The sequence below is a fragment of the bacterium genome, assembly GCA_035691305.1.
Classification (GTDB): domain Bacteria; phylum Sysuimicrobiota; class Sysuimicrobiia; order Sysuimicrobiales; family Segetimicrobiaceae; genus DASSJF01.
Map to the genome: position 1 here is coordinate 41,097 of DASSJF010000087.1, position 21,478 is coordinate 62,574.

Annotated in this window: 22 protein-coding genes, 1 tRNA gene and 1 pseudogene; 21 read left to right on the forward strand and 3 right to left on the reverse strand. The window is 70.8% G+C overall.

Going from position 1 to position 21,478, the window contains the following annotated elements:
- Window positions 1–54: 54 nt before the first annotated feature.
- The 4 genes and pseudogenes from VFL28_17400 to VFL28_17415 all read left to right on the forward strand — a co-directional run bounded on the left by VFL28_17400 (window position 55) and on the right by VFL28_17415 (window position 2,363).
- Window positions 55–468, forward strand: a complete 414-nt coding sequence (locus tag VFL28_17400; protein HET7266447.1) for a cobalamin B12-binding domain-containing protein — start codon at window positions 55–57, stop codon at window positions 466–468.
- Window positions 465–674 carry a MoaD/ThiS family protein gene (locus VFL28_17405; GenBank protein HET7266448.1) on the forward strand — a complete coding sequence of 70 codons (210 nt, stop codon included), beginning with the start codon at window positions 465–467 and terminating at the stop codon, window positions 672–674. Before VFL28_17400 ends, VFL28_17405 begins: the two co-directional genes overlap by 4 nt.
- Window positions 674–1,630, forward strand: a complete 957-nt coding sequence (locus VFL28_17410) for an ATP-binding protein (protein HET7266449.1) — start codon at window positions 674–676, stop codon at window positions 1,628–1,630. Before VFL28_17405 ends, VFL28_17410 begins: the two co-directional genes overlap by 1 nt.
- A 34-nt stretch (window positions 1,631–1,664) precedes the next feature.
- Window positions 1,665–2,363 (forward strand): annotated as a pseudogene (locus tag VFL28_17415) (tRNA (adenine-N1)-methyltransferase).
- A gap of 123 nt (window positions 2,364–2,486) precedes the next feature.
- Here the strand turns inward: VFL28_17415 and VFL28_17420 are convergent.
- Entirely contained in the window at window positions 2,487–2,639 is a 153-nt protein-coding gene (locus VFL28_17420; GenBank protein ID HET7266450.1) for a DUF3096 domain-containing protein, read from the reverse strand.
- A gap of 72 nt (window positions 2,640–2,711) precedes the next feature.
- On the opposite strand from VFL28_17420, the gene VFL28_17425 reads away from it, so the two are divergent.
- From VFL28_17425 to VFL28_17465, 9 genes are all read left to right on the forward strand, one after another.
- Complete coding sequence (locus VFL28_17425; protein ID HET7266451.1) at window positions 2,712–3,887, forward strand: acetyl-CoA C-acyltransferase; 1,176 nt, start codon at window positions 2,712–2,714, stop codon at window positions 3,885–3,887.
- A 25-nt stretch (window positions 3,888–3,912) separates the two neighbouring features.
- Window positions 3,913–4,329 (forward strand): hypothetical protein, encoded by a 417-nt coding sequence (locus tag VFL28_17430; GenBank protein HET7266452.1) that lies wholly within the window; start codon window positions 3,913–3,915, stop codon window positions 4,327–4,329.
- A 163-nt stretch (window positions 4,330–4,492) separates the two neighbouring features.
- Window positions 4,493–5,821, forward strand: a complete 1,329-nt coding sequence (lysA, locus tag VFL28_17435; protein HET7266453.1) for a diaminopimelate decarboxylase — start codon at window positions 4,493–4,495, stop codon at window positions 5,819–5,821.
- Window positions 5,822–5,841: 20 nt separating this feature from the next.
- On the forward strand, window positions 5,842–6,456 hold the full coding sequence (locus VFL28_17440; GenBank protein ID HET7266454.1) for a site-2 protease family protein: 615 nt from the start codon (window positions 5,842–5,844) through the stop codon (window positions 6,454–6,456).
- A 126-nt stretch (window positions 6,457–6,582) separates the two neighbouring features.
- Entirely contained in the window at window positions 6,583–7,305 is a 723-nt protein-coding gene (locus VFL28_17445; GenBank protein ID HET7266455.1) for a segregation/condensation protein A, read from the forward strand.
- A complete protein-coding gene (gene scpB / locus VFL28_17450) occupies window positions 7,302–7,937 on the forward strand; it encodes an SMC-Scp complex subunit ScpB (protein ID HET7266456.1) in 636 nt (211 codons plus the stop codon). The genes VFL28_17445 and scpB overlap by 4 nt, the downstream gene beginning before the upstream one ends.
- The gene (locus VFL28_17455) at window positions 7,934–9,163 is read left to right on the forward strand and encodes a D-alanyl-D-alanine carboxypeptidase family protein (protein ID HET7266457.1); all 1,230 of its coding nucleotides are present in this window, start codon (window positions 7,934–7,936) and stop codon (window positions 9,161–9,163) included. Before scpB ends, VFL28_17455 begins: the two co-directional genes overlap by 4 nt.
- 39 nt (window positions 9,164–9,202) lie before the next feature.
- Window positions 9,203–10,066, forward strand: a complete 864-nt coding sequence (locus VFL28_17460; protein HET7266458.1) for a CoA ester lyase — start codon at window positions 9,203–9,205, stop codon at window positions 10,064–10,066.
- The gene (locus VFL28_17465) at window positions 10,067–10,486 is read left to right on the forward strand and encodes a PspC domain-containing protein (protein HET7266459.1); all 420 of its coding nucleotides are present in this window, start codon (window positions 10,067–10,069) and stop codon (window positions 10,484–10,486) included.
- On the opposite strand, the gene VFL28_17470 is transcribed toward VFL28_17465, so the two are convergent.
- Window positions 10,483–12,009, reverse strand: coding sequence for a glycosyltransferase family 39 protein (locus VFL28_17470; GenBank protein HET7266460.1), 1,527 nt, complete (start codon window positions 12,007–12,009; stop codon window positions 10,483–10,485). The two genes, VFL28_17465 and VFL28_17470, sit on opposite strands and share 4 nt — an antisense overlap.
- Window positions 12,010–12,141: 132 nt before the next feature.
- Here VFL28_17470 and cmk point away from each other — a divergent pair, with 132 nt between their 5' ends.
- Entirely contained in the window at window positions 12,142–12,825 is a 684-nt protein-coding gene (gene cmk / locus VFL28_17475) for a (d)CMP kinase (protein HET7266461.1), read from the forward strand.
- Window positions 12,815–13,447: a lysophospholipid acyltransferase family protein gene (locus VFL28_17480; GenBank protein HET7266462.1), complete on the forward strand. Its 633-nt coding sequence runs from the start codon at window positions 12,815–12,817 to the stop codon at window positions 13,445–13,447. The genes cmk and VFL28_17480 overlap by 11 nt, the downstream gene beginning before the upstream one ends.
- 12 nt (window positions 13,448–13,459) lie before the next feature.
- Here the strand turns inward: VFL28_17480 and VFL28_17485 are convergent, their stop codons facing one another.
- Window positions 13,460–15,334 (reverse strand): HD domain-containing phosphohydrolase, encoded by a 1,875-nt coding sequence (locus VFL28_17485; protein HET7266463.1) that lies wholly within the window; start codon window positions 15,332–15,334, stop codon window positions 13,460–13,462.
- Between the two features lie 421 nt (window positions 15,335–15,755).
- Between VFL28_17485 and VFL28_17490 the strand changes: the two genes are divergently transcribed.
- The 6 genes from VFL28_17490 to VFL28_17515 all read left to right on the forward strand — a co-directional run bounded on the left by VFL28_17490 (window position 15,756) and on the right by VFL28_17515 (window position 21,113).
- Complete coding sequence (locus VFL28_17490) at window positions 15,756–16,991, forward strand: MEDS domain-containing protein (protein ID HET7266464.1); 1,236 nt, start codon at window positions 15,756–15,758, stop codon at window positions 16,989–16,991.
- A gap of 29 nt (window positions 16,992–17,020) precedes the next feature.
- Window positions 17,021–17,863: a 4-hydroxy-3-methylbut-2-enyl diphosphate reductase gene (gene ispH, locus VFL28_17495; GenBank protein ID HET7266465.1), complete on the forward strand. Its 843-nt coding sequence runs from the start codon at window positions 17,021–17,023 to the stop codon at window positions 17,861–17,863.
- Between the two features lie 49 nt (window positions 17,864–17,912).
- On the forward strand, window positions 17,913–19,283 hold the full coding sequence (gene der, locus VFL28_17500) for a ribosome biogenesis GTPase Der (GenBank protein HET7266466.1): 1,371 nt from the start codon (window positions 17,913–17,915) through the stop codon (window positions 19,281–19,283).
- Between the two features lie 2 nt (window positions 19,284–19,285).
- A complete protein-coding gene (gene plsY / locus VFL28_17505) occupies window positions 19,286–19,882 on the forward strand; it encodes a glycerol-3-phosphate 1-O-acyltransferase PlsY (GenBank protein ID HET7266467.1) in 597 nt (198 codons plus the stop codon).
- Window positions 19,882–20,958: a 2-dehydropantoate 2-reductase gene (locus tag VFL28_17510; GenBank protein HET7266468.1), complete on the forward strand. Its 1,077-nt coding sequence runs from the start codon at window positions 19,882–19,884 to the stop codon at window positions 20,956–20,958. Before plsY ends, VFL28_17510 begins: the two co-directional genes overlap by 1 nt.
- 78 nt (window positions 20,959–21,036) lie before the next feature.
- A tRNA-Pro gene (locus VFL28_17515) sits at window positions 21,037–21,113 on the forward strand.
- Window positions 21,114–21,478: the final 365 nt, after the last annotated feature.

Sequence of the window (21,478 nt, forward strand, 5' to 3'; positions counted from 1 at the left end):
GGCCCGCCTGCCGCGCGCCGCCCGCTTCCGCCTCAAACATGGGATAATAGCGCCGTGGCGGACGCGCGCATCCGGATACTCGTCGGCAAGCCCGGCCTCGACGGCCACGACCGTGGGGCCAAGGTCGTCGCGCGCGCGCTCCGGGACGCCGGGTTCGAGGTCATCTACACCGGGCTGCACCAGACGCCGGAGATGATTGCGACGGCCGCGATCCAGGAAGACGTGGACGCGATCGGGCTCAGTATTCTCTCCGGCGCCCACAACGTGCTGCTGCCGAAGATCGTCGAGCTGCTGCGGGCACAGGGCGCCGCCGACATCAAAGTCTTCGCCGGGGGAATCATTCCGGACGACGACATGCCCGGGCTCGAGGCGGCCGGCATCGCCGCGGTGTTCACGCCCGGGACGCCGCTCGAGCGCATCGTGCAGTGGGTTCGGGACAACGTCAAGCCGCGGGGCGTGGCCGCGTGAAAGTGTTGATCCGCCATCAGAAGCGCGAAGTCGAGGTCCAGGGCGCGCGCCGCGTGCGCGAGCTGCTCCTGGAGCTCGGCATCAATCCGGAATCGGTGCTGGTCATCCGGGGCGCCACCCTCCTGACCCACGACTCGCGCGTCGCCGACGAGGACACGGTCGAGCTGCGGCCGGTCGTGTCGGGCGGCACGGAGGGCGCCGCCTGATGCGCTGCCGGAAATGCGCCGCCGGCGCGACCGTTGAGATCCGCCGCCATCACACGGCGTTCTGCAACGAGCACTTCCTCGAGTTCTTCGAGCGGCAGGTCGCGCGCGCGGTCGAGCACGAACGCATGTTCACGAAGGACGATCGCGTGCTGGTCGCGGTCTCCGGCGGGAAGGACAGCCTCGCGCTGTGGGACGTGCTGCGCCGCCTCGGTTACGACACGACCGGCCTCTACATCAACCTCGGCATCGGCGAGTACTCGGCCGAATCCCAGCGCAAGTCCGTCGCCTACGCGGAGTCGCGGCAGACCGAACTCATCCTCGCGGACATCCCGGCGACGTACGGCATGGGGGTGGAAGCGTTCGCGAAGGCGACCGGGCGGGTGAGTTGCTCGGCGTGCGGGCTCAGCAAGCGGTACCTGTTCAACAAAGTCGCGCGCGAGGGCGGCTTCGCGGCCGTCGCGACCGGCCACAACCTGGACGACGAGGCCGCGGTGCTGCTCGGCAACCTCCTGCACTGGCAGGTCGAATACCTCGCCCGGCAGGCGCCGGTGCTCGACAGCACGCATCCCGCGCTCGTGAAGAAGGTCAAGCCGTTCTTCCGTATCGCCGAGCGGGAGACCGCCGCGTACGCGATCATCCGCGGCATCGACTACATCGTCGACGAGTGCCCGAACAGCGCGGGGGCGCGCAGCCTCCTCTATAAGGAGGCGCTGAACGTCCTCGAGCAGGCGGCTCCGGGCACGAAGCAGAGCCTGTACTGGGGCTTCCTTGAGCGCGGCCGTCCGCTGGTCGAGGGGCGGGACCCCGTCGAGCTGCACGCGTGCCTGCACTGCGGACAGCCCACCACGGGCGAAGTCTGCGCGTTCTGCCGCATGACGGAGCGCGCGGCGGAGCGCATGCGCCTCCGGCGAACCGGGACCGGCCGGCCTTCCACCTCGACGGCCTCGGTTTCGTAGTGGCCGGCCAGCCCGCCGCGGCCGATCGGCCGGGATGAGAGAGCTCGCCGAAGGCGATTCGGTCGTCCTGTACGATCGCCGGCGCCGGCGCTACATGATCACGCTGCGGCGCGGCCGTACGAGCGACCTGCGGGGCGGGCGGATCGCGCACGACGAGCTGCTCGGACGGCCCGAAGGCGGAACCGTCCGGTCGACGCGCGGCGAGCGATTCCTCGCGCTGCGTCCTACGCTTGGGGAGTTCGTCCTCGAGATGCCGCGTGGCGCCCAGGTGGTCTACCCCAAGGACCTCGGGGCGATTCTGATGGCGGCGGACCTGTTCCCCGGTGCGCGCGTGCTCGAGGCCGGGACCGGGTCGGGGGCGCTCACGATGGCCCTCGTCCGCGCCGCGGGGCCGGACGGCCGGGTCACGAGCTACGAGGTGCGCGAGGACTTCGCGCGGATCGCGGAGCGCAACATCGCGCGGTACCTCGGCCCGACCCCGACTCTCATCTTGCGCCGGCACGACCTCGCGGACGGCGTGCTTCCCGCGGACGCGCCCGCGGACCGGATCGTCCTGGACCTGCCCGAGCCCTGGCGCATGGTCCCGCACGTCGAAGGGGCACTCGTGCCTGGCGGGATCTTCCTCGCGTATCTCCCGACCGTGCCGCAAGTGATGCAGACCGTAGAGACCGTGCGCGCCGCGGGAACCTTCGCGCTGATCGAAACCGCCGAGGTGCTGCTGCGTCCCTGGAATGTGGACGGGCGAAGCGTCCGCCCGGGCCACCGCATGGTCGCCCACACCGGGTTTCTAGTGACTGCCCGCCGGGTGGAGCGGGGCGCGGCGGCGGCCGCGGGCATGGTCTCCCGGGCGGCGGCGTTATCCTCCGAAGACGCCGATCAGACCACCCGGGATGAGGGAGAAGGCGACCCTTTCGTGGAGGAGCCGCGGGATAATGAGAATCAGAATGCCCGCGATGAGCGCGACGAGCGGTGAGAGCCTCGCGAACGTCACAACGGTCTCGCGCGGCACGGTGTTCCGCCCGACGACCGGGTTGCGGGGCGCGTCGTTACCTTACCCGGGGGAGCAGCGGAGGGTGGAATCATGCGTGACGTGGTGATCCTGAGCGGCGTGCGCACGCCGATCGGGCGGTTTCAAGGCGCCCTGGCCGCGGTGCCGGCGCCGCGGCTCGGCGCCGCGGCAATCGCGGAGGCGGTGCGCCGGGCCGGGGTGGCGCCGGACCAGGTTGACGAAGTCTACATGGGCATCATTCTCGCGGCGGGCGTCGGACAGGCGCCGGCGCGGCAGGCGTCGATCTACGGCGGGCTGCCCAACACCGTGCCCGCGACGACGGTGAACAAGATGTGCGGCTCCGGCCTCAAGGCCGCGATGCTGGGCGCGCAGACGATCCAGGCCGGCGACGCCGAGGTCGTCGTCGCCGGCGGCATGGAGAACATGAGCGCGGCGCCGTATCTCCTGGACCGCGCGCGCACGGGATACCGGCTCGGGCACGGCCAGCTCCTCGACAGCATGATCCGGGACGGACTCTGGGACGCGTTCACCGACCAGCACATGGGCAACTGCTGCGAACTCCTCGCGCGCGAGTACCGCATCTCCCGCGAGGCCCAGGACGAGTTCGCCCGGCGGTCCTACACGCGGGCGCTGGAGGCGCTCGACTCCGGACGGTTCAGCCGCGAGACCGTCGTCGTCGAGGCGGGCAACGGCCGCGCGCCCAAAGTCGTCGCCGAAGACGAGGAGCCGCGGCGATTCCAGCCGGAGAAGATCGCGTCGTTGCCGCCGGTGTTCGAACGCGACGGCACGGTCACCGTGGCGAACGCCTCGTCGATCAGCGACGGCGGCGCCGCCCTCGTCCTCGCGTCCGCCGATGCCGCGCGCAAGATCGGGACCAAGCCGCTGGCGCGGGTCGTCGGCCAGGCCGTTTCGGCGCGCGCGCCGGAGTGGTTCACGATCGCCCCGGCGGGCGCGATCCAGAAACTGCTCGCGAAGGTCGGCTGGTCCGTCGATGCGGTCGACCTCTACGAGATCAACGAGGCCTACGCTGCGGTCGTCCTGGCGGTGACGCGCGAGGTGGGGATCGACCTCGCCCGCGTCAACGTGCACGGCGGCGCCGTGGCGCTCGGCCACCCGGTCGGCGCGAGCGGCGCGCGGATTCTCGTCACTCTCCTCAACACGATGGCGGAACGGAATGCGAAGCGCGGCGTGGCCGCGGTCTGCCTCGGCGGCGGCGAAGCCGTGGCGCTCGCGGTGGAGCGGAACTAGCGAGCCGATCGGGGAGGGAGAGAGCATGGCGGATCTCGTCCATTTGGTCGATTACTACTACGTCGAAATGAGCGACCGCCCCGGGGAGGGCGCCCGGGCGCTCCGCGTGCTGAAAGACGCGGGCGTCAACCTCGCGGCCCTGCACGCGTTCCCGGCCGGCCGGCGCGCGCAAGTCGACTTCGTCCCGTCCGACCCCGCGGCCTTCAAGGCCGCGGCGAGAGCGGCAAGGTGGAAGATCACCGGACCGAAGAAGGCGTTCATCATCGAAGGTGACGATCGGACCGGCGCGCTCGCGGAGTATTTCGCGAGACTCGCCGATGCCGGAATCAACGTAACGGCCGTAAGCGCCACCGCCGCCGGCGCGGGACGGTTCGGAGCGATCTGCTGGGTGAAGCCGCGCGACGTCAAGAAAGCGGCGCGGGTCATCGGAGCGGTGAGTTAGAAGACGGGAGCGTCCGGCCGATCTATTCGACGCGCTGAATTGACACGCCGTCGCGGCGCGTGATATCGTGGCTCTGCGGTGCCGGCCCCGTCTCTTGGGGCCGGCCGTCGCGTATTCGAAGGAGGCGGGCGAAGGTCCCCGCGCCGGCGGAGGGACGAAACGGGTGGACGCGGTGTCGGCGACGACGATCGGGCAGGACGTACTACTCGGAGAGGTGCAGCGCGACCGGCTCGTCGTGGGCGGCGTGGCCGCCGCGGACCTCGCCCGGGAGCACGGCACCCCCGTGTACGTCATGGACGAAGCGCGTCTCAGGGCGAATTGCCGCGCGTACGTCACGGCGCTGCGCGCCGCGTACCCGCGGTCGCGCCCGGTCTTCGCGAGCAAGGCCCTGTGCTGTGTCGCGACCTGCCGGCTCGCCTACGACGAGGGCCTCGCGGTCGACGTCGTCTCGGCCGGCGAGATTCACACCGCGCTGCGCGCGGGCGTGCCGGCGGGCGATCTGCTGCTGCACGGCAGCAACAAGACGCCCGACGAGATCCGGCTGGCGCTCGAGCGCGGCGTGGGGCGGATCGTCGTCGACAACTTCCACGACCTCGAACTGATCGGCGCGCTGACGGAGGGGGCCGGCCGGCCGGCCGACGTGCTGCTGCGACTCACGCCGGGTATTGAACCCCACACGCACCAGGCGATTCAAACCGGTGGGGTCGACAGCAAGTTCGGATTCGGCCTCGTGGACGGCACAGCCCGGAAGGCCGTCGCGGCCGCCCTGGCCCTCCCAGGCATTCGCCTCCGCGGGCTGCACTGCCACATCGGTTCCCAGGTCATGGACCTCGATCCGTTCGTCCGCGCGGCGGAGTCGCTGATGGAGTTCGCCGCGTGGATGGCGCGCGAGCACCGGGCGCCGGTCGACGAACTGGACCTGGGCGGCGGGCTCGGCATCCGCTACCTGCCGTCGGACCGGCCCCCGGCGATCGCGACGTACGTGGACGCCCTGGCGGGAGTCGTGCGCCGGCGGGCGGAGGAGCACCGGCTCCCGCTGCCGCTCCTCATGGTCGAGCCGGGCCGGTCGATCGTGGGCGACGCCGGCGTGACGTTGTACACCGTCGGCGCGGTCAAGACGATCGCGGGCATCCGGACGTACGTCTCTGTGGACGGCGGCATGTACGAGAACCCGCGGCCGGCGCTCTACCAGGCCCGGTACCAGGCGGTGCTGGCGAACCGCCTCGGTGAGCCGGCCACCGACAAAGTCACGGTGGCGGGGCGGTGCTGCGAGTCCGGCGACGTGCTGATCTGGGAGTCCCACCTGCCGGCGCCGCGGTCCGGCGACCTCCTCGCGGTCTTCAGCACCGGCGCCTACAACTATTCGATGGCCAGCAACTACAATCGGTATCCGCGTCCGCCGATCGTGTTGGTCCGCGAGGGCCGGTCGCGGGTGGTCGTGACCGGCGAGACGATGGACGACCTGCTCGCGCACGACCGGCCGCTGGACTAGCATCTCCGCCGACGGTCCCGGTGTTCCGGTTCGGCGACCCGATCGGGCTCGCCATCACGCTCGCGGCCGTGCTGATCGCGGCCACGTTCCACGAATTCGCGCACGCGCTCGTCGCCGACCGCCTGGGCGACCCCACGCCGCGCGCCCTCGGGCGGTTGAGCCTCAATCCGATCGTCCACCTCGACCTGCTCGGGACGCTCTTCTTCGTCGTCTTCGGGTTCGGGTGGGCGCGCCCGGTGCCGGTCAACCCGCGCCACTTCGCCGACCCGCGCCGGGGCATGCTGCAGGTCGCGCTGGCGGGACCGCTCGCGAACGTGACGGTGGCCTTCGCGGTCGGGGCGCTTCTCAAGCTCCCGGACCTGCGCGGCGGTCCGCTCGTCGCGGAAGCGCTGTCCACCCTTATCTGGATCAACGTCGTGCTGGCGATCTTCAACCTGATCCCGATCCCGCCGCTCGACGGCTCGCGGATCCTGGAAAGCCTGCTGGTCGGCCGGCAGGCGCTGACCTATTCGCGGCTGCAACCGTACGGGACGCTCCTGCTGCTCCTCCTCCTGTACAGCGGTGTGGTCGGGCGGATCATGCTGCCCGCCGTGCGCTGGCTCTTCGAGGCCTCCACGGGCGGGCTGCCGCTGTAGACAGGAGGAACGGCACGCGGAACCGCGAACACATGCCGGAAGGACTGCGCGGGGTATCGACGGACTTATCGACACAGCAGAGGACGCAGCACCGAACTCGTTGCAGCAGCCGATGGAGGAGCAGACGTGGCCTACCACGTGCAGTGTGAGGTTTTCGAAGGCCCGATTGATCTGCTCGTCAGCCTCGCCCACCGCGGTCAGATCGACCTCGCCCGCATCTCCCTCCGGCAGCTTGCCGAAACCTATCGGGAGCACGCGCGCGCCAATCCGGCGCTCGACGAGGCGACCGACGTTCTGGTGCACCTTGCCATCCTGACCGACCTGAAGGCCCGCACCCTGGTCCCGAAGGCGCCGCCCGCGGAGGAGCCGCCGCCGGCCGAGGACGCCGGGGCGGGGGACCTGCGGGACCGCCTGGGCGCACAGATGGCGGAGTACCTGCAGTTCCGCGAGGCCGCCCAGGCGCTGCGCCACCTCGAGCGGCTGCAGAGCCAGATCTTCGGCCACCCGGCCGCCGCGGCCGATCTCGGCGACGAGGTGCTCCTCGACGGCGTCACCCTCGACGACCTCTTTACGGCCTTCAACCAGGTGCTGCGTCGGGCGAAGGACGCCGCCAAGGAGATCGCGGGCGAGGCGTTCACGGTCGAGCAGAAGATGGCGGCCGTCGTGCATGCGCTCGAGGTCGCCGGCGGCACGGTGCTGTTCGGAACGCTCTTCCGGACCGGCGCGAGCCGGCTTGAGGTCATCGTCACGTTCCTGGCTCTGCTCGAGCTGATCAAGTCCCGGCGCATCCGGGCGCGGCAGTCGAGGGCCTTCGACGAAATCGAAATCGTGCTGGCGGACACACGATGACCGACGACGCGGGCCACATCAACGGCCACCGCACAGTCGAGCGGCCGGCCGCTGCGGGGGCGGAGCGGGGAATCCCGGCGGCAGCGCAGCCCGGCGATCTCCGGAACATCATCGAATGCTTGCTGCTCGCGCGCGGCGGTATCCTCAAAATCGGGGAAATCAAAAAAGTACTGGAAGTTGCCGAGGCCGAGGTCCGGGCGACCCTGACGGCGCTGACCGTCGAGTACGGCGGCCGCGGCCTGCAAATCCAGGAGGTCGCCGGCGGCTACCGGCTGTGCACGCGGCCCGAATACGGGCCCCACGTGCAGCGTCTGCTTCGGCTGGAGGAGCTTGACCCGCTCACGCGCGCGACGCTCGAGGTGCTGGCAATCGTGGCCTACCGCCAACCCGTCACGCGGGCCGAAGTCGATGTCGTACGAGGCGTGCAATCGGTGCATCATCTAATAAAATTGCAGGACCGGCGGCTGATCCGGGAGGTCGGCCGGAAGCCCGGGCCGGGACGGCCGATCCTGTACGGAACCACGGAGGGCTTCTTGCGGTACTTCGGTCTGAGGGATCTCGCGTCGCTGCCGGCGTCCGGGAACGGCGCGGGAGCGCCCACGCTGCCCGCACCAACAGAAGCGGAGCCATGATGCGTCGTCCAAAGGTCGCCGCCCCGAGCCAGATCGCGGCGCTCGCGCTGTGCGCGGCGCTCGCCCTGAGCGTGGCGGGCGTATCGGCCGGGCCGGTCGCGCCGCTTGCCAATCGTCCGTGGGACGTCCCTTCGATCCGCCACCAGGTCACCGCGACAACACCGGTGCGCCTCACCGCCACGGCCGCGATTCTCGTCGACGGACGTTCCGGTCAGGTACTCTACGGCCGCAATCCGCATCTCATCTGGCCGCCCGCGAGCACAACGAAGATCATGACCGCCCTCGTCGCCGTGCAGTCTACACCCCTCAACACGCTGATCACCATCAGCCCGCAGGTGGCGCGCTTCCGCGACGGATCCGTTGTCGGTTTGCCCGAAGGCGCCCGCATTCCGCTGCACGACCTGCTGTACGCGCTGTTGTTGCCGTCGGGCAACGATGTCGCTCTGGCCATCGCCGAGGGCACCGCGGGAACCGTCAGCGCGTTCGTCGCCAGGATGAACGCGGAAGCGCGGCGGCTCGGCGCGACCCAGACGCACTTCGGGTCGCCGCACGGCCTGTACACGCCCGACAACTACACGACCGCCTACGACCTCACGGTGATCACGCGGGCGGCGATGCGCAACCCGACGATCGCGGAGATTGTACGCACGAAAAGGTGGACGTTCCATCCGGCGGGCTTTGCCCCGCGCGTCCTCTATAACCACAACAAGTTGCTCTCGCGCTACCCCGGCGCCGACGGCGTCAAGACCGGCTACGTCGACGAGGCCGGCCTCACGTTCGTCGCGTCCGCGACACACGGCGGCTGGCGCCTCATCACCGTTCTGCTGCACACGCGCGACATGTACGGCGACTCCGCGCGCCTCCTCTCGTACGGTTTCGCGCACTTCCGCCCCACGACGCTCGCGCGCGCGGGCGAGAACATCGCCGTGGTCGAGCTGCCGGCGTCGAAGGAGCCGGTGGTCGGCATCGTCGCGAGCGACGTCACGGTCGACACGGCGCCTGGGGAGGATGTGGTGCGGCGCGTGTCCCTGGCCGGCGGCCTGAACGCGCCGCTCCGGCGGGGGGACCGCATCGGCGAGGTCGAGTTCTCGGCCGGCGGCCGCCTGGTCGGTGTGTCGCCGCTCGTCGCCGCGCACGACGTGGGACCGGAGCGCACCGACCTCGAACAGTTCGTCGACTGGATCGGACACGCGCTCGGACACTTCATCGGAGCCGTGACCCTCTAAGACACACTTGCACGGTGGGGATTGGCCGACTCCGCCTGGGTGCTGCGAAGTCTGCTCTTCGTCCCGGGGCACCGCCGTGACATGATCCAGAAGGCGGCGGGCACCGCGGCCGACGCGGTGATTCTGGACCTCGAAGACGGGGTCGCGCCGGCCGAGAAAGAGACCGCGCGCGGCGCCGTAGCTGCCGCGCTCCTCGATCCGCTGCCCGAGCGCCTCGTCGTCCTCGTTCGCGTCAACAGCACCGGGTCGGGCCTCCTGGACGCCGACCTGCGCGCGGCCGGGCGCGCCCGGACGAACGGCGTCTGCCTGCCGAAATGCGAGACGCCCGCCGACGTGCAGAGTCTTTCGGCGCGCCTGCTGGCCGTGGAAGACCGCCTCGGCGCTCCGCGCGGCCGCCTGCGAATCCTCGCCCTCGTCGAGACCGCGCGCGGCGTCCTCAACGCCGCCGCGATCGCGAGAGAGTCGCCGCGGGTCTGGGGCGTCGTCTTCGGAGCGGAGGACTTCACGGCGGACGCGGGGCTGCCGCGCACGCGCGAAGGCGGCGAACTGGCCCCCGCACGCGCGGCGGTCGGCCTGGCGGCGCACGCCGCGGGCGTGGACGCGATCGACGGCATCTTCGCCGATTTCCGCGACGAAGCGGGATTGGTCGCCGATACGGCGGCGGCGCGCCGTCTGGGGTACACCGGCAAGACCGTCATCCACCCCGCGCAGATCGCGCCCGTTCACCGCGTCCTGGCCCCGGCGGCGGACGAGATCGCGAAAGCCCGCCGGATCGTCGACGCCTTCGAGCGCGCGGAGGCGGCCGGATCGGGCATCGTGGTGGTGGACAACGCGATGGTGGACCGGCCGGTCGCGGTGCGCGCGCAGCACGTGCTCGCGCGGGCGGCTCGAGGCGGCGGGTAGATGCGGCCGCGGCTGTACCGGTCGCGGACCGACTACTGGATCGCGGGCGTCTGCGGCGGGCTCGGGCGGTACTTCGGTGTCGACAGCAATCCGATCCGGCTCGGGTTCGTGGTCCTCGCCGCCTGGAACGGCCTCGGGGTGCTGCTGTACCTCGTGACGGTCGTGATCGTGCCGGAGGAACCCCTCGGAGAGACGCCCGTGGGCGCGCCGGTCCCGCCGCCCCCGCCGCTGCTGGGACCTCCCGCCCACGAAGGACGCCGGATGCGGATGCTGGGTTGGCTCCTCATCCTGGGCGGCGCGTATCTCTTGCTCCGGAATTTTCACCTGCTGTCGATTCCGGTCGTGCAGGACCAGGTGTTCCCGGTGCTGTTGATTCTCGGTGGACTCGTGCTGTTGCTGATGCGCGATTCTCGGCGCTAGGGTCGCGAAGGAATGGGCCGTCCCAGAAAATCGCGGCACCACACCAGGTCGAGCGTGCGCACGACGACGCCGCGCCGGACGACCGGAACGGTCGGGCCGCGCTCGACGGCGCCGCAGCCCTGCCGCAGATCGACGTCGCGTCGGTACCGGCCGTCCTGAATGAACAGGCCGTCCCGGCCGCGCAGATCGCCGAGGCGCGTCCAGTACCGGTACTCGTCGTTGCCGGTCACGGAGGCCGCAAGATACCGCCCGCCGGTGCCGAAGTCGAACTGCGCAAGCACCTGGTAGCGGTCGCTCGCGATGAAGAACGGGCCGTGCGCGTCACGGCGGGCCACGGCGGCGATCGTCGGCGCCGCGGAGCGCCACCCGTAATAGTCCACGGTCGGATCGAGCCGCGGCGGGAGGAGTACGCCGGAGATCACCGGCAGCGCGTGGGTCAACACGGTCACCAGGACGGCGGACGCAACGCCCGCGCCGACCCCAAACCGCCACACCGGCGGCCGCGCGGACCAGGGCCGCTCGGTAACGAGCGCGGCTAGCGCGATCGTCGCGGTCATGTAGCCCGGTGCGGCCCAGTGCCCCTTCGCGGCGCCGACGAGGCTGGCCGCGGTGACGCCCGCGATCACGGGGATGCCGGCGGCCGCGAGAAACAGCCAGCCCGGCGCCGACGCGTCCGCGCCGAACCCTCGGCGCCAGGACACGACGAGCGCCCAGACGAGCCAGGGAAAGAGGAGGGGAGCGAGATAGATGAACTGCAGCCCGAGGAAGACCGGCGCGTTGGGGCCGGCGGACCAGCCGGGTCGGCCCCGCAGTGTGAACGAAAACGACGCCCACTGGTGGGTGGCATTCCACCACACGACCGGCGCAAACAGCAGAGCCGCGATCGCGAGCCCGGCGTACGGCTCGGGCCGCCGCAGCCACCGCCGATAGGGGGAAGCGGCGAGCCAGAGCGCCGCCGACAGCGGCAGCGCGGCTGCCGTGTACTTGCTGTCGAGCGCGAGCCCGAGCCAGACGCCGGCGTACAGCCAGGGGCGCACGCCCGTGTTGATTTCAGGGTGGCCGGCCGCGGGTAGGCCGGCGCCGCGGGCCGCCCGCCACGTCCACAACAGGGTGAGCACCCAGGCAAGGCCGAGCGGACCGTCCGGCACGGCGAGCAGGCCGCCGGCGGCGAAGACGGGGATGACGTTGAGCAGCGCGACCGCCACGGTCGCGGCGTCGCCACGGCCTGAGACCTCGCGCGCGAGGACCCAAAGCGCGAGCGAGGTGATCCCGAACAGCGCCACGGCGACGAAGTGCACGGCGAAGGCGGTGTTGCCGAAGACCGCGGTGCTCGCGTGAATCAGCCAGGCGATCGCCGGCGGCTGGTCGAGGTAGCCCGGGGCGAGATGCCGGGACCACTCCCAATAGAACGTCTCGTCGTCCCCGAGAGGCAGGACGGCCGCGATCGCGAGCCGGAGCAGCGTGAGCGCGGCCACCCCGGCGATGACCGCACGCGGAATCTTCCCACGGTCCCGTTCGGCCATTTCGCGTACGATGGTACCGTCGCCCCGGCCGGCGCGTCAACGCCGGCGCTTTGTTTACGCGGTTGCGAGCCGGTCCGCCGCAGGCGGTCGGCCCGCGAGGCGTTCGCCGCGAGGCCGACGAAGTCGTGGCGTGTGGCGGGAAAGGGCAAAGACATCGCGGTGGCGATCGACGGTCCGATGGGCTCGGGAAAGAGCACGATCGCCCGCGAAGTCGCGCGCCGGCTCGGATACCGCCACGTCGACACCGGCGCGATGTACCGCGCCGTTGCCGCGGCGGCCCTGCGGCACGCTGTCTCGCCCGACGATGAGGCGGCCCTCACCGCGCTCGCGGGCCGCGTCCGCGTCGAGCCGGGCACGGGGGGCGGCGCGCGCGTCTATGTGGACGGCGAGGACGTGACGCCGGCCCTCCGCACGGTCGAGGTCAATCGCATCGTGAGCCGCGTCGCCCGCGTCGCGGGCGTCCGCGCGGCGCTGCGCGATAGGCAGCGGGCGCTCGGCGCCGCCGGCGGCGTGGTGATGGAGGGACGCGACATCGGCTCGGTCATTCTCCCGGACGCCGACGTCAAAGTATATCTCACCGCCTCCGAATCGGCGCGCGCGCGCCGGCGCCAGGCGGAACTCGCCGCCTTCGGTGAGATGGTCCCGCTCGAGGAGGTCCGCCGCATCGAGGCGGAGGACGACCGCGCGGCCACGACGCGGGCCGTGGCCCCGCTCGTTGTGGCGCCGGACGCCGCGGTGATCGACAGCACCGACCTGGGGGTCGACGAAGTAGTGGCGAAGATCATGGCGCTGGTGGACCGCGCGCGTGGTCTATAGGATCTCCAAAGCTCTACTGCGCATCATCCTGGGTGTGTTGTTCGGGTTTCGGGTGGACGGCCGCGAACACGAGCCGGCCGCCGGGCCCGTCGTCGTCGTGAGCAACCACCTGAGCGATCTCGACCCGCTCGTGGTCGGGGCGGCGCTGCGACGCCGCGTGGCCTTCATGGCGAAGCACGAACTCTTCCGCGTCCCCGGCGTGCGCTGGTGGATCACGAAGTGCGGCGCGTTTCCGGTGCGGCGCGGCACCGCCGACCGGCACGCGCTGCGGACCGCGCTCGAGATCTTGCAGAACGGCGGGGTGCTCGTCATGTTTCCGGAGGGCACGCGCGGACGGGACCGCGCGCTCCGGGAGCCCGAGCCGGGCGCCGCGCTGCTGGCCCGCCGAACCGGGGCGGCGCTGCTGCCGGTCGCCGTGCTCGGGACGGACGTGGTGCTACCTCGGGACGCGCACCGGTTGCGGCGCGCGCGAATCGCGGTTCGGATCGGCCCGCCGCTCTACGTCACCCCGCCCGCGCAGGCCGGATCGGCCGCGGCCGGCGAGCGGGTCTCACGGGGCCGCGAGGAGCTCGACGCGATCGGACGGCTCTACATGACGGAGATCGCGCGCCTCTTGTCCTGAGCCGGCGGCCGTTCACGCGTCGTGCGGCAGCAGGCGCAGCGCGACGTCGGCGATGGCCGGATCGAAATGGCTACCGGCCCGCGCGGCGATGTACCTCCTGACCCGCTCGATGGGCCACCTCCTGCGGTATGGCCGGTCCGACAGCAACGCGTCCCACACGTCCACGATCGCGAAGATGCGGGCGGCGAGTGGAATTTCCTCGCCGCGAAGTCCCCGGGGATACCCGGTGCCGTCCCATTTTTCGTGGTGGCAGTAGGGGATGGCCCGCGCCGGCCGCAGGTACTCGATCGGCGCGAGGAGGTCGTCCGCATACTTGGGGTGAAGCCGCATCACGGCCCGTTCTTCTTCGCTCAATCGACCCTGCTTCGAGAGGATCGCATCGGGAATGCCGATCTTTCCGACGTCGTGGAGCAGCGCCCCGCGGCGGAAGTGGACGAGCTCTGCCCCGGCGAGGCCCACCGCGCGTGCCAGCCGCACCGCGAGCTCGGTGACGCGCTGGGTGTGCCCCTCGGTCTCCTTGTCGCGCAGATCCAGCGCGCGCGCCCAGCCTTCGAGCGTTGTATCGTACGCGCGCACGAGCTCCGCGTTCGAGCGCTGCAGGTCGCCGAACAGCACGGCGTTGTCGATCGCGATGGCCGCCTGTGCGGCGAGCGCTTCGAGGAACTCCCGCCACTCCTCGTCGGGAAGAAACGGTCGGCGGTGTAGCACCTCCAACACGCCCTTGACCTGGCCTTTCGCAAGCAGCGGCATGGCGAAGTACGCGGCGACCCCGTACGCCTGGAGAGCCGCCTGGTCGATCCGCGCGTCCGGATCGGTCGCCACGTCCCCGATCGTTACGAGCCGCGACCCCGCCGCCGCGCGCGCCGCGAGGCCCGGGGCGACCGGCCCGGCCGTCCAGCCGTTCGCCGAGTGTCCACCGGCCACGAGGCCTCGCGCGGCCGTCCGCGTCAGCGTCGCGCTCTCCGGCTCGAACAGCAGGATGTCCGCGCCGTCCGCGCCGAGCTGCATCGTCACCTGGTCGAGAAGCACGCTCAGCGTGACCCGCGCGTCGAGGCTGCCGGTGATAGCAAGGTCGACGGTCCGCAGGCTGGCCAGACGGCTGAGTTGCCGCTGCAGAGCCGCTTCCGCCTCCTTGCGTGGGGTAATGTCCTCCATCGCGCCGTCGTAGTAGGCGGTCGCACCGTCGTCGCCGCGCACGGCACGCGCGGTGTCCCGCGTCCAGATGACCGCCCCGTCGCGCCGCGTCATCCGCGTCTCGTGGCCGAGCACGACGCCGGCGAGTTCGATCTGCGCGAGCCACCGCGCGCCGTCCGCCGAATCCGCGTACCGGTCCCCCGCGTTGACGCCCAGGATCGACTCGCGATCGGGATAACCCAGCATCTCGCACAGGGCAGCGTTGGCATCGACGATGCGGCCGTCGGGCGTCGCCCGGTACAGCCCGATCGGCACCTGCTCGAACAGATCGCGATACTCCTTCTTGCTCTCGCGCTGCTCTCGGCGAAGCTGCCAAACCGTGAGGCATCGCGCTACGGACGGACCCAGGTCGGCCGGGCCGTCCTTCGTGAGGTAGTCGACGGCGCCGCCGCTCATCAGCGTCACGGTGGCGTCTTCTCCGATCGTGCCTGTTACCGCGATAAAGGGGATCTCCGGCCCGTGCTGGCGCAGCAGTTCCAGCGCTCGCTCACCGCCGAGCCGGGGCAGCGCGTAGTCGCTCAGCACGAGGTCGGGGGAGCGCGCAAGGGCGTCGAGGTATGCTTCCTCGCTCTCGACTATCTCCCATTCCACGGCGAAACCGACGTGGCGCAACTCGGCAACCACCAGTTCGGCATACGTCGGTTCGTCGTCGACGACAAGGACCCGCAGCCGGACACCGTTCGGAGGATGCATTTCCACCCAAGCCTACCGCCGGCGGCGGGGACCGTCGCTGCAGGGCGTCACACCGTGCGCTCGCGCAATCGGTGCGCTGGCGCACCCTCGCAGGGGAGCGCTCCCCCGCACCGAACCTGCTGGGCACGACGATGGATGCCCGGCACGCGCTCTCCCAGACCGCGCCCGGCGAGCAGCAGCGTCTACTTTGCCGTCGAATCGAAGCCGGCAGACCTGGTCGCACCGTGATCAAGATGCCGCCGTCGCGGCGGGATTTGGCCGAAAGGACCGGCACCTCGCCCTCCACCGTCAGCCGGATTCTTAAGGAATGGCGCCGTCAGAACGTAGTGGACTCGCGGCGCACGCGCATCGTCGCCCGCGGCCGGGAACGCCTCGTAGAGGCCGCGCCGCTGAAATCGCCGGGCTCGAGCCGGCCATAGCCGTGCGATCGCGCGTCGCGAGCACCCCGGATCACGTGGTCGTCGTATATGAGGACGCCGCGGAGCTCTTCAAGTTCATCGTCCCGTACGTCAAGGACGGGCTCGCGAAGGGGGAGCGCTGCGTGTATCTCGCGGCCGAGGCAGGGCCCGGCCAGATCGTTCGGGCGCTGTCCGCGCATGGGCTCCGGGCCGACCGCGAGATTCAGCGAGGGGCCTTCGCGGTGATGACGACGCGCGAGCTCTTCGGACCGCCGCCGCTCGAAGCTACCCGCGCGATCAGGGAAATTCTTCGAGTGCAGGCCGAGGCGGCGTCGGCGGGCTTCGGCGGCCTGCGCCTCGCCGGCGATTGGGCCTGGACCATCGCGCCGCGCGACAACGACGAACTGCGCGAGCTCGAGTCGCTCATCGAACGGGCGGCCGGGCCGGGCCGGTTGACGGTGGCCTGTTTGTACCGGCGCGAACGCGTTTCCGCGGACGCGCTGGAACGGCTCGTGCGGTTACACGAGCACGTGGTGGCGAGCGACCGGATCTTCGTCGGCCTGAGCGCACTGTTTCGAGATCTGCCGGATGCGACGCTGCGAGGACTGGCGCGGTCGGCGCGCGGGCGGGCGGTGCGCAAGAGAGAATTTTTTTTCCATCAGGGCACCCCCGCGAGGGACGTCTTCCTGCTGACGGGCGGCATGGTGAAGCTGGCCCGCACCGCCCCGGGCGGGGACGAGGTGATTCTCCGAGTGGTCGCGCCGGTGCAGCACTTCGGGGACGGCCGCATCGGGCTCGACCAGGCGGTGCGCTTCGCCTCCGCCGAAGCGCTGGAAGATTCCCGCGCGCTGGTCTGGGACAGCGCGGAGATCGTTCGCGTCGTCCTGGCGCACCCGCAGGCCGGGGTGGCCGTGATTCGGTGGCTACAGGAACTAATGGAGGAGGAGCGGAGCCGGCTTGAAGACGTCATCTCCGTGGACGTGAGGCGCCGCCTGGCCCGGCTGATTCTTCGCCTCGGCGAATCGCTCGGGCGCAAGACGCGCCGCGGCGTCGTGGTCGACGTGCCGCTCTCCCGGCGGGACTTGGCCGAACTGGTCATTACCTCGCCGTATACGGTCAGTCGCATCCTGGCCGAGTGGCGGCGTCTCGATATCCTCGATGTGCAACGTACGCGGATTCTCATTCAGGATGAGGACAACTTGGCGGCGATCGCGGGGCGGCGCGTCTCCGGCGGCGAGGCAGGCGTGAGAATCTCGTAGCCGCCGCGTTCTGCTATGATGAGGACGCCATGAAAATCATCGTCGGCAAGCACATGGGGTTCTGCGGCGGCGTGCGCCGCGCGGTCGACATCGCGCAGAAGACCGCCGAGGGCGCGGGCGGTCCCGTGACCACGTGGGGTCCGCTGATCCACAACCCGCAGGTCGTCGGCCGTCTCCAGGCCGCCGGGGTGCAGGTCGCCGAGCGCACGGAAGGCCTCGAGGGGGAGGCGTTCGTCGTCTCGGCCTACGGCGTCGCGCACGCGGTGCTCGACGCCGCCCGCGCGCGCGGCCTACGGATCGTGGACGCGACCTGCCCGGTCGTGATCCGCGCCCACGCCCTGTCCAAGAAGCTGGCGGACGAGGGCTACCAGGTCATCTGCGTCGGCGACCATGGGCACCCGGAGATGGTGACGCTCAAGGAAATGCTCGGCGACCGGGTCACCATCGTGCACACGCGCGAGGAAGCGGCGGCGGTCAAGGTCACCGGCAAGGTCGGGGTGGTCTCGCAGACGACCCAGTCGCAGGATAATTTCCGGCAGATCGTCGGCGACCTCGCGATCCGGATCCGCGAACTCAAGGTACTCAACACGCTTTGCCCCGCGATCACCGTCCGCCAGGAAGAGACGGACGTCATGGTCGAGCAGGTGCAGACGCTGCTCGTGATCGGCGGGCGGGGCAGTTCCAACACGACCCGCCTGGCCGAAATCGGGCGCGAGCGCAGCCTGCCCACCCACCATATCGAAACCGCAGCCGAGATCCGGCCGGAGTGGTTTGCGGGCGTGGAGTCGGTCGGCGTCGTGTCGGGCGCAAGCACCCCGGACTGGATCATCGAGGACGTGCTCCTGCGCCTCGAGGGTCTCGGGACGCGCTGAGTCCGTGCTCATCCCCCATCCGTAATCGCGTTCCCGCCGGAGGCAGGGCATGAACGGCGGCCTTCCCGTAGTCGCGATCGTCGGCCGCCCGAACGTCGGGAAGTCCTCGCTCTTCAACCGGCTCCTGCAGCGCCGTCTGGCCATCGTCGAAGCCCTGCCGGGCCTGACCCGCGACCGCCTGGAGGCCGCGTGCGAGTGGCGCGGGAGGACGTTCACGCTCGTGGACACCGGAGGACTCGTGCTCGGTCGCACCGAGGCCCTGACCGCCGCCGTGCGGCGTCAGTCCGAGCAGGCGATCGCGGACGCGGCGGTGATCCTGTTCGTCGTGGACGTCTCGGCGGGACTCCTGGCTCAGGATTCCGAGATCGCCGACGTGCTGCGTCGGCAGGCGCGTCCCGTGCTGCTGGCGGCGAACAAGGCCGACACCCCGGCCGCCGCCGCAAACGCCGCCGAATTTCACGCGCTCGGCCTCGGAGATCCGATGCCGGTCTCGGCCGCGCACGGCCTCGACACGGGTGACCTGCTGGACGCGATCGTCGACGCGCTCTCCCGCGCCGCGGAAGCGGCCTCCGCGGAGCAAGGTGCGCAAGCGGCGGCGGCGCCGGGCGCGGTTCACACCGCCTTCATCGGGCGTCCCAACGTCGGCAAGTCGTCGCTCGTCAACGCGCTGCTCGGCCAGGATCGCGTCGTGGTGGACGAACAGCCGGGCACGACGCGCGACGCGGTCGACACGGCGCTGACGTACGATGGGCGTCCCGTGGTGCTGATCGACACCGCGGGGCTCCGCCGGCGCACGCGCGTCGTCGAAGCCGTCGAATACTACAGCACGCGCCGGACGCATCAGGCGCTTGTCCGGGCGGACGTCGCGGTCCTCGTCATCGACGCGACGGAAGGCATCACCGACCAGGACCAACGGATCGCGCGCGAAGCGTACGAGATGGGCCGCGGCGTGGTCGTGGCGGTGAACAAATGGGATCTGCTGAAGGGCTACACCGTCGAGCAGGTCGAACGGGTGGCGCGTGTGCGCCTGCGGTTTCTCGCGGACGTGCCGATCTGCCCGACGTCGGCGATCCGCCGGGAAGGGATCGACGGCCTCATGGCGGCGGTACTCCGGACGGCCGAAGTCCGCGCGGGCCGGATTCCGACGGGTCCGCTGAACCGCGCGGTCTCCGCGGCCGTCGCGGCGTCCGAGCCGGCCGCCGATAGCCGCGGCCACCGTCTGCACATCTACTATGCGACGCAGCCCGAGAGCGCGCCGCCGACCATCGTACTGTTTGTCAACGACCCGCGCCTGATGACGCCGGACTACCAGCGCTACCTCGAACGGCGGGTTCGGAGCGCGTTCGACCTGGCGGGCACGCCGATCCGCTGGACGCTCCGGGGGAGGAGACCCCCGGAAACCGCACGAACGTCCGGATAGCGATGGCGCCCGCGCTCATCGTCCTCGGGTACTTCATCGGCGCGCTGCCGACCGGTCTCGTCCTCGTGCGCGTACTGCGCGGCGAAGACATCCGGAAGTACGGCAGCGGCAATATCGGCACCGTCAACGTCCTGCGGGTGGCAGGGCCCGCCGTCGCCGCGGCCGTGCTGCTCGTCGACGTGCTGAAGGGGCTCGTCCCGGTGCTGCTCGCGTTGCGCGCCGGGGTCGCGCCGTGGGCGGTCGTCGCCGCCGGGCTCGCCGCGATCGCCGGCCACAACTGGTCGCCGTTCCTCGGCTTCCGCGGCGGCAAGGGCATCGCGACCTCGTTCGGCGTGCTGGCCGCGCTGTCGCTACCCGCGGCCTTCCTCGCCGCAGTCGTCTGGCTCGTCGCCGTCGCCATCACGCGGTTCGCGTCGCTCGGCTCGCTGCTTGCGGTCGTGTCGGTGCCCGTTGCGCTCTGGCGTTTTCGGACGCCGCCGGAATACGTGGCCTTCGGCCTCATTGCCTCACTGTTTGCGATCTACCGGCATCGTTCGAACATCCAGCGACTCGTCGCCGGCACCGAACTGCGGATCACCGACCGCGTCGCCAAGCCGTAGTGCCTGACGGCACGCAGGTGCTCGTGTACGGCGCGGGTGCCGTCGGATCGCTCGTGGCCGCCGCGCTGGCCGAGTCGCGGCCGCCGGCCGGCGCACCGCCGCGGGTCACCGTGCTCGGCCGCCGTCCCCACGTCGCCGCGATTCGCACGTGGGGCCTGATCCTCGACGGCGCCGCTGGTCGCACCGTCTGCAAGAACGTCGACTCGGTTACTTCGCTCGACGATCTCGCGGCGCCGCCTGACATCGTCATGCTGGCGGTCAAGGCCTACCAGGTGCCGGAGGCACTCGCGCTGCTCGCCGGGGTGCTGGCGCGGCCCGACACGTCCGTTGTAGTCTTGGAAAACGGTGTCGGGAGCGAGGAGACCGTCGCCGGCGTGATCGGCGGCGACCGCACCGTCTCGGGGGCGGTGACGATCAGCGTCGAGCAGGGCCGCCCGGGCTCGGTGCGGCGCCACACCCGCGGGGGCGGGATTGCGCTCGCGCCGGTCGGTGCCGCGTCACCCGTCGGGTGCGCCGCGGCACTGTTTCGCACCTCGCCGCTTGCGGTGCGGACGTATCCCGATGCCGCGCAGATGAAGTGGAGCAAGCTGCTGCTCAACCTGCTGATGAACGCGACGTCCGCGATTTTAGATTTACCGGCGGGTGCGATCGCGGGGGACCCCCGGCTCTTTACGCTGGAGCGCGCCGCATTTCACGAAGCGGTCCGGGTCGTGCGGGCGCTCGGGCTCCGGCCCGTCGCGCTGCCCGGGTTTCCAGTCCCGCTGTTGGTGCGTGTCATGGCAGCCCCGCCGTGGCTGGGACGGGCCGTGCTGCGGCGCGGCCTGAGCCGGGGCAGGGGGGACAAAATGCCGTCGCTGTGGCACGATCTCGAGCGCGGCCGGCGGCAAAACGAGGTGGCGGTCCTCAACGGCGCCGTGGAGCGCGAAGGCGCGCGCCTCGGGGTGGCGGTGCCGGTCAACCGGACGTTGACCGACGTCCTACTGTCGCTGGCCGAGGGCCGTGCCGAGCGCGCGGCATTCCGGCACAAGCCCGAGGTGCTCCTGGACGCGTGCCGGAAGCGCGGCGCCGACGTGTAACCCGGCGTGCGGGTGTTCACTCCTCTTCGAAGCCTCAGCGGAACCGGTCACGCACCGGTGCTATAATATGGGGGCCGTCGGGCCGTAGCGCAGCTTGGTAGCGCACCTGAATGGGGTTCAGGTGGTCGCCGGTTCAAATCCGGCCGGCCCGACCAAGCAAATCAAGGCCTTCCGCACCATTGCCTATCCCTGAGTACTAGCCGGTCTTGCTAGCAATTTGCTCGCACGGAGCAACCCGCTGGCGACCTCGGCGGCCCGGTCTTGGGCGGCTGCGACAGCGTGGCTGTACCGGCGGATCATATACGCCGGATCCTTGTGACCGGCCCGGTCCGCAGTCGTCCTTGGGTCTATGCCGGCCGCTATGGAATATGTGATGCTGAGGTGCCGGAAGTCGTAAATCCAGGCGTCAGGCAGGCCGAGCCGGCGGATTCTCGGAAGGTGGTCGCGCGCTCGAAGTACACGCCGGTCAAGAGGGCGGCCGCGGAGCGTGCAAAAGAGTGTGCCGCCATCGCGGAACCTC

What these genes read in the sequence shown, in the direction of transcription:
- VFL28_17430 (HET7266452.1), top strand. Translation starts at nt 3,913, where the DNA reads ATGGCGGATCTCGTCCATTTGGTCGATTACTACTACGTCGAAATGAGC.
- VFL28_17465 (HET7266459.1), top strand. Translation starts at nt 10,067, where the DNA reads ATGCGGCCGCGGCTGTACCGGTCGCGGACCGACTACTGGATCGCGGGC.
- plsY (HET7266467.1), top strand. Translation starts at nt 19,286, where the DNA reads ATGGCGCCCGCGCTCATCGTCCTCGGGTACTTCATCGGCGCGCTGCCG.
- VFL28_17485 (HET7266463.1), bottom strand. Translation starts at nt 15,334, where the DNA reads ATGCATCCTCCGAACGGTGTCCGGCTGCGGGTCCTTGTCGTCGACGAC.
- der (HET7266466.1), top strand. Translation starts at nt 17,913, where the DNA reads ATGAACGGCGGCCTTCCCGTAGTCGCGATCGTCGGCCGCCCGAACGTC.
- ispH (HET7266465.1), top strand. Translation starts at nt 17,021, where the DNA reads ATGAAAATCATCGTCGGCAAGCACATGGGGTTCTGCGGCGGCGTGCGC.
- scpB (HET7266456.1), top strand. Translation starts at nt 7,302, where the DNA reads ATGACCGACGACGCGGGCCACATCAACGGCCACCGCACAGTCGAGCGG.
- VFL28_17455 (HET7266457.1), top strand. Translation starts at nt 7,934, where the DNA reads ATGATGCGTCGTCCAAAGGTCGCCGCCCCGAGCCAGATCGCGGCGCTC.
- VFL28_17410 (HET7266449.1), top strand. Translation starts at nt 674, where the DNA reads ATGCGCTGCCGGAAATGCGCCGCCGGCGCGACCGTTGAGATCCGCCGC.
- VFL28_17425 (HET7266451.1), top strand. Translation starts at nt 2,712, where the DNA reads ATGCGTGACGTGGTGATCCTGAGCGGCGTGCGCACGCCGATCGGGCGG.
- VFL28_17470 (HET7266460.1), bottom strand. Translation starts at nt 12,009, where the DNA reads ATGGCCGAACGGGACCGTGGGAAGATTCCGCGTGCGGTCATCGCCGGG.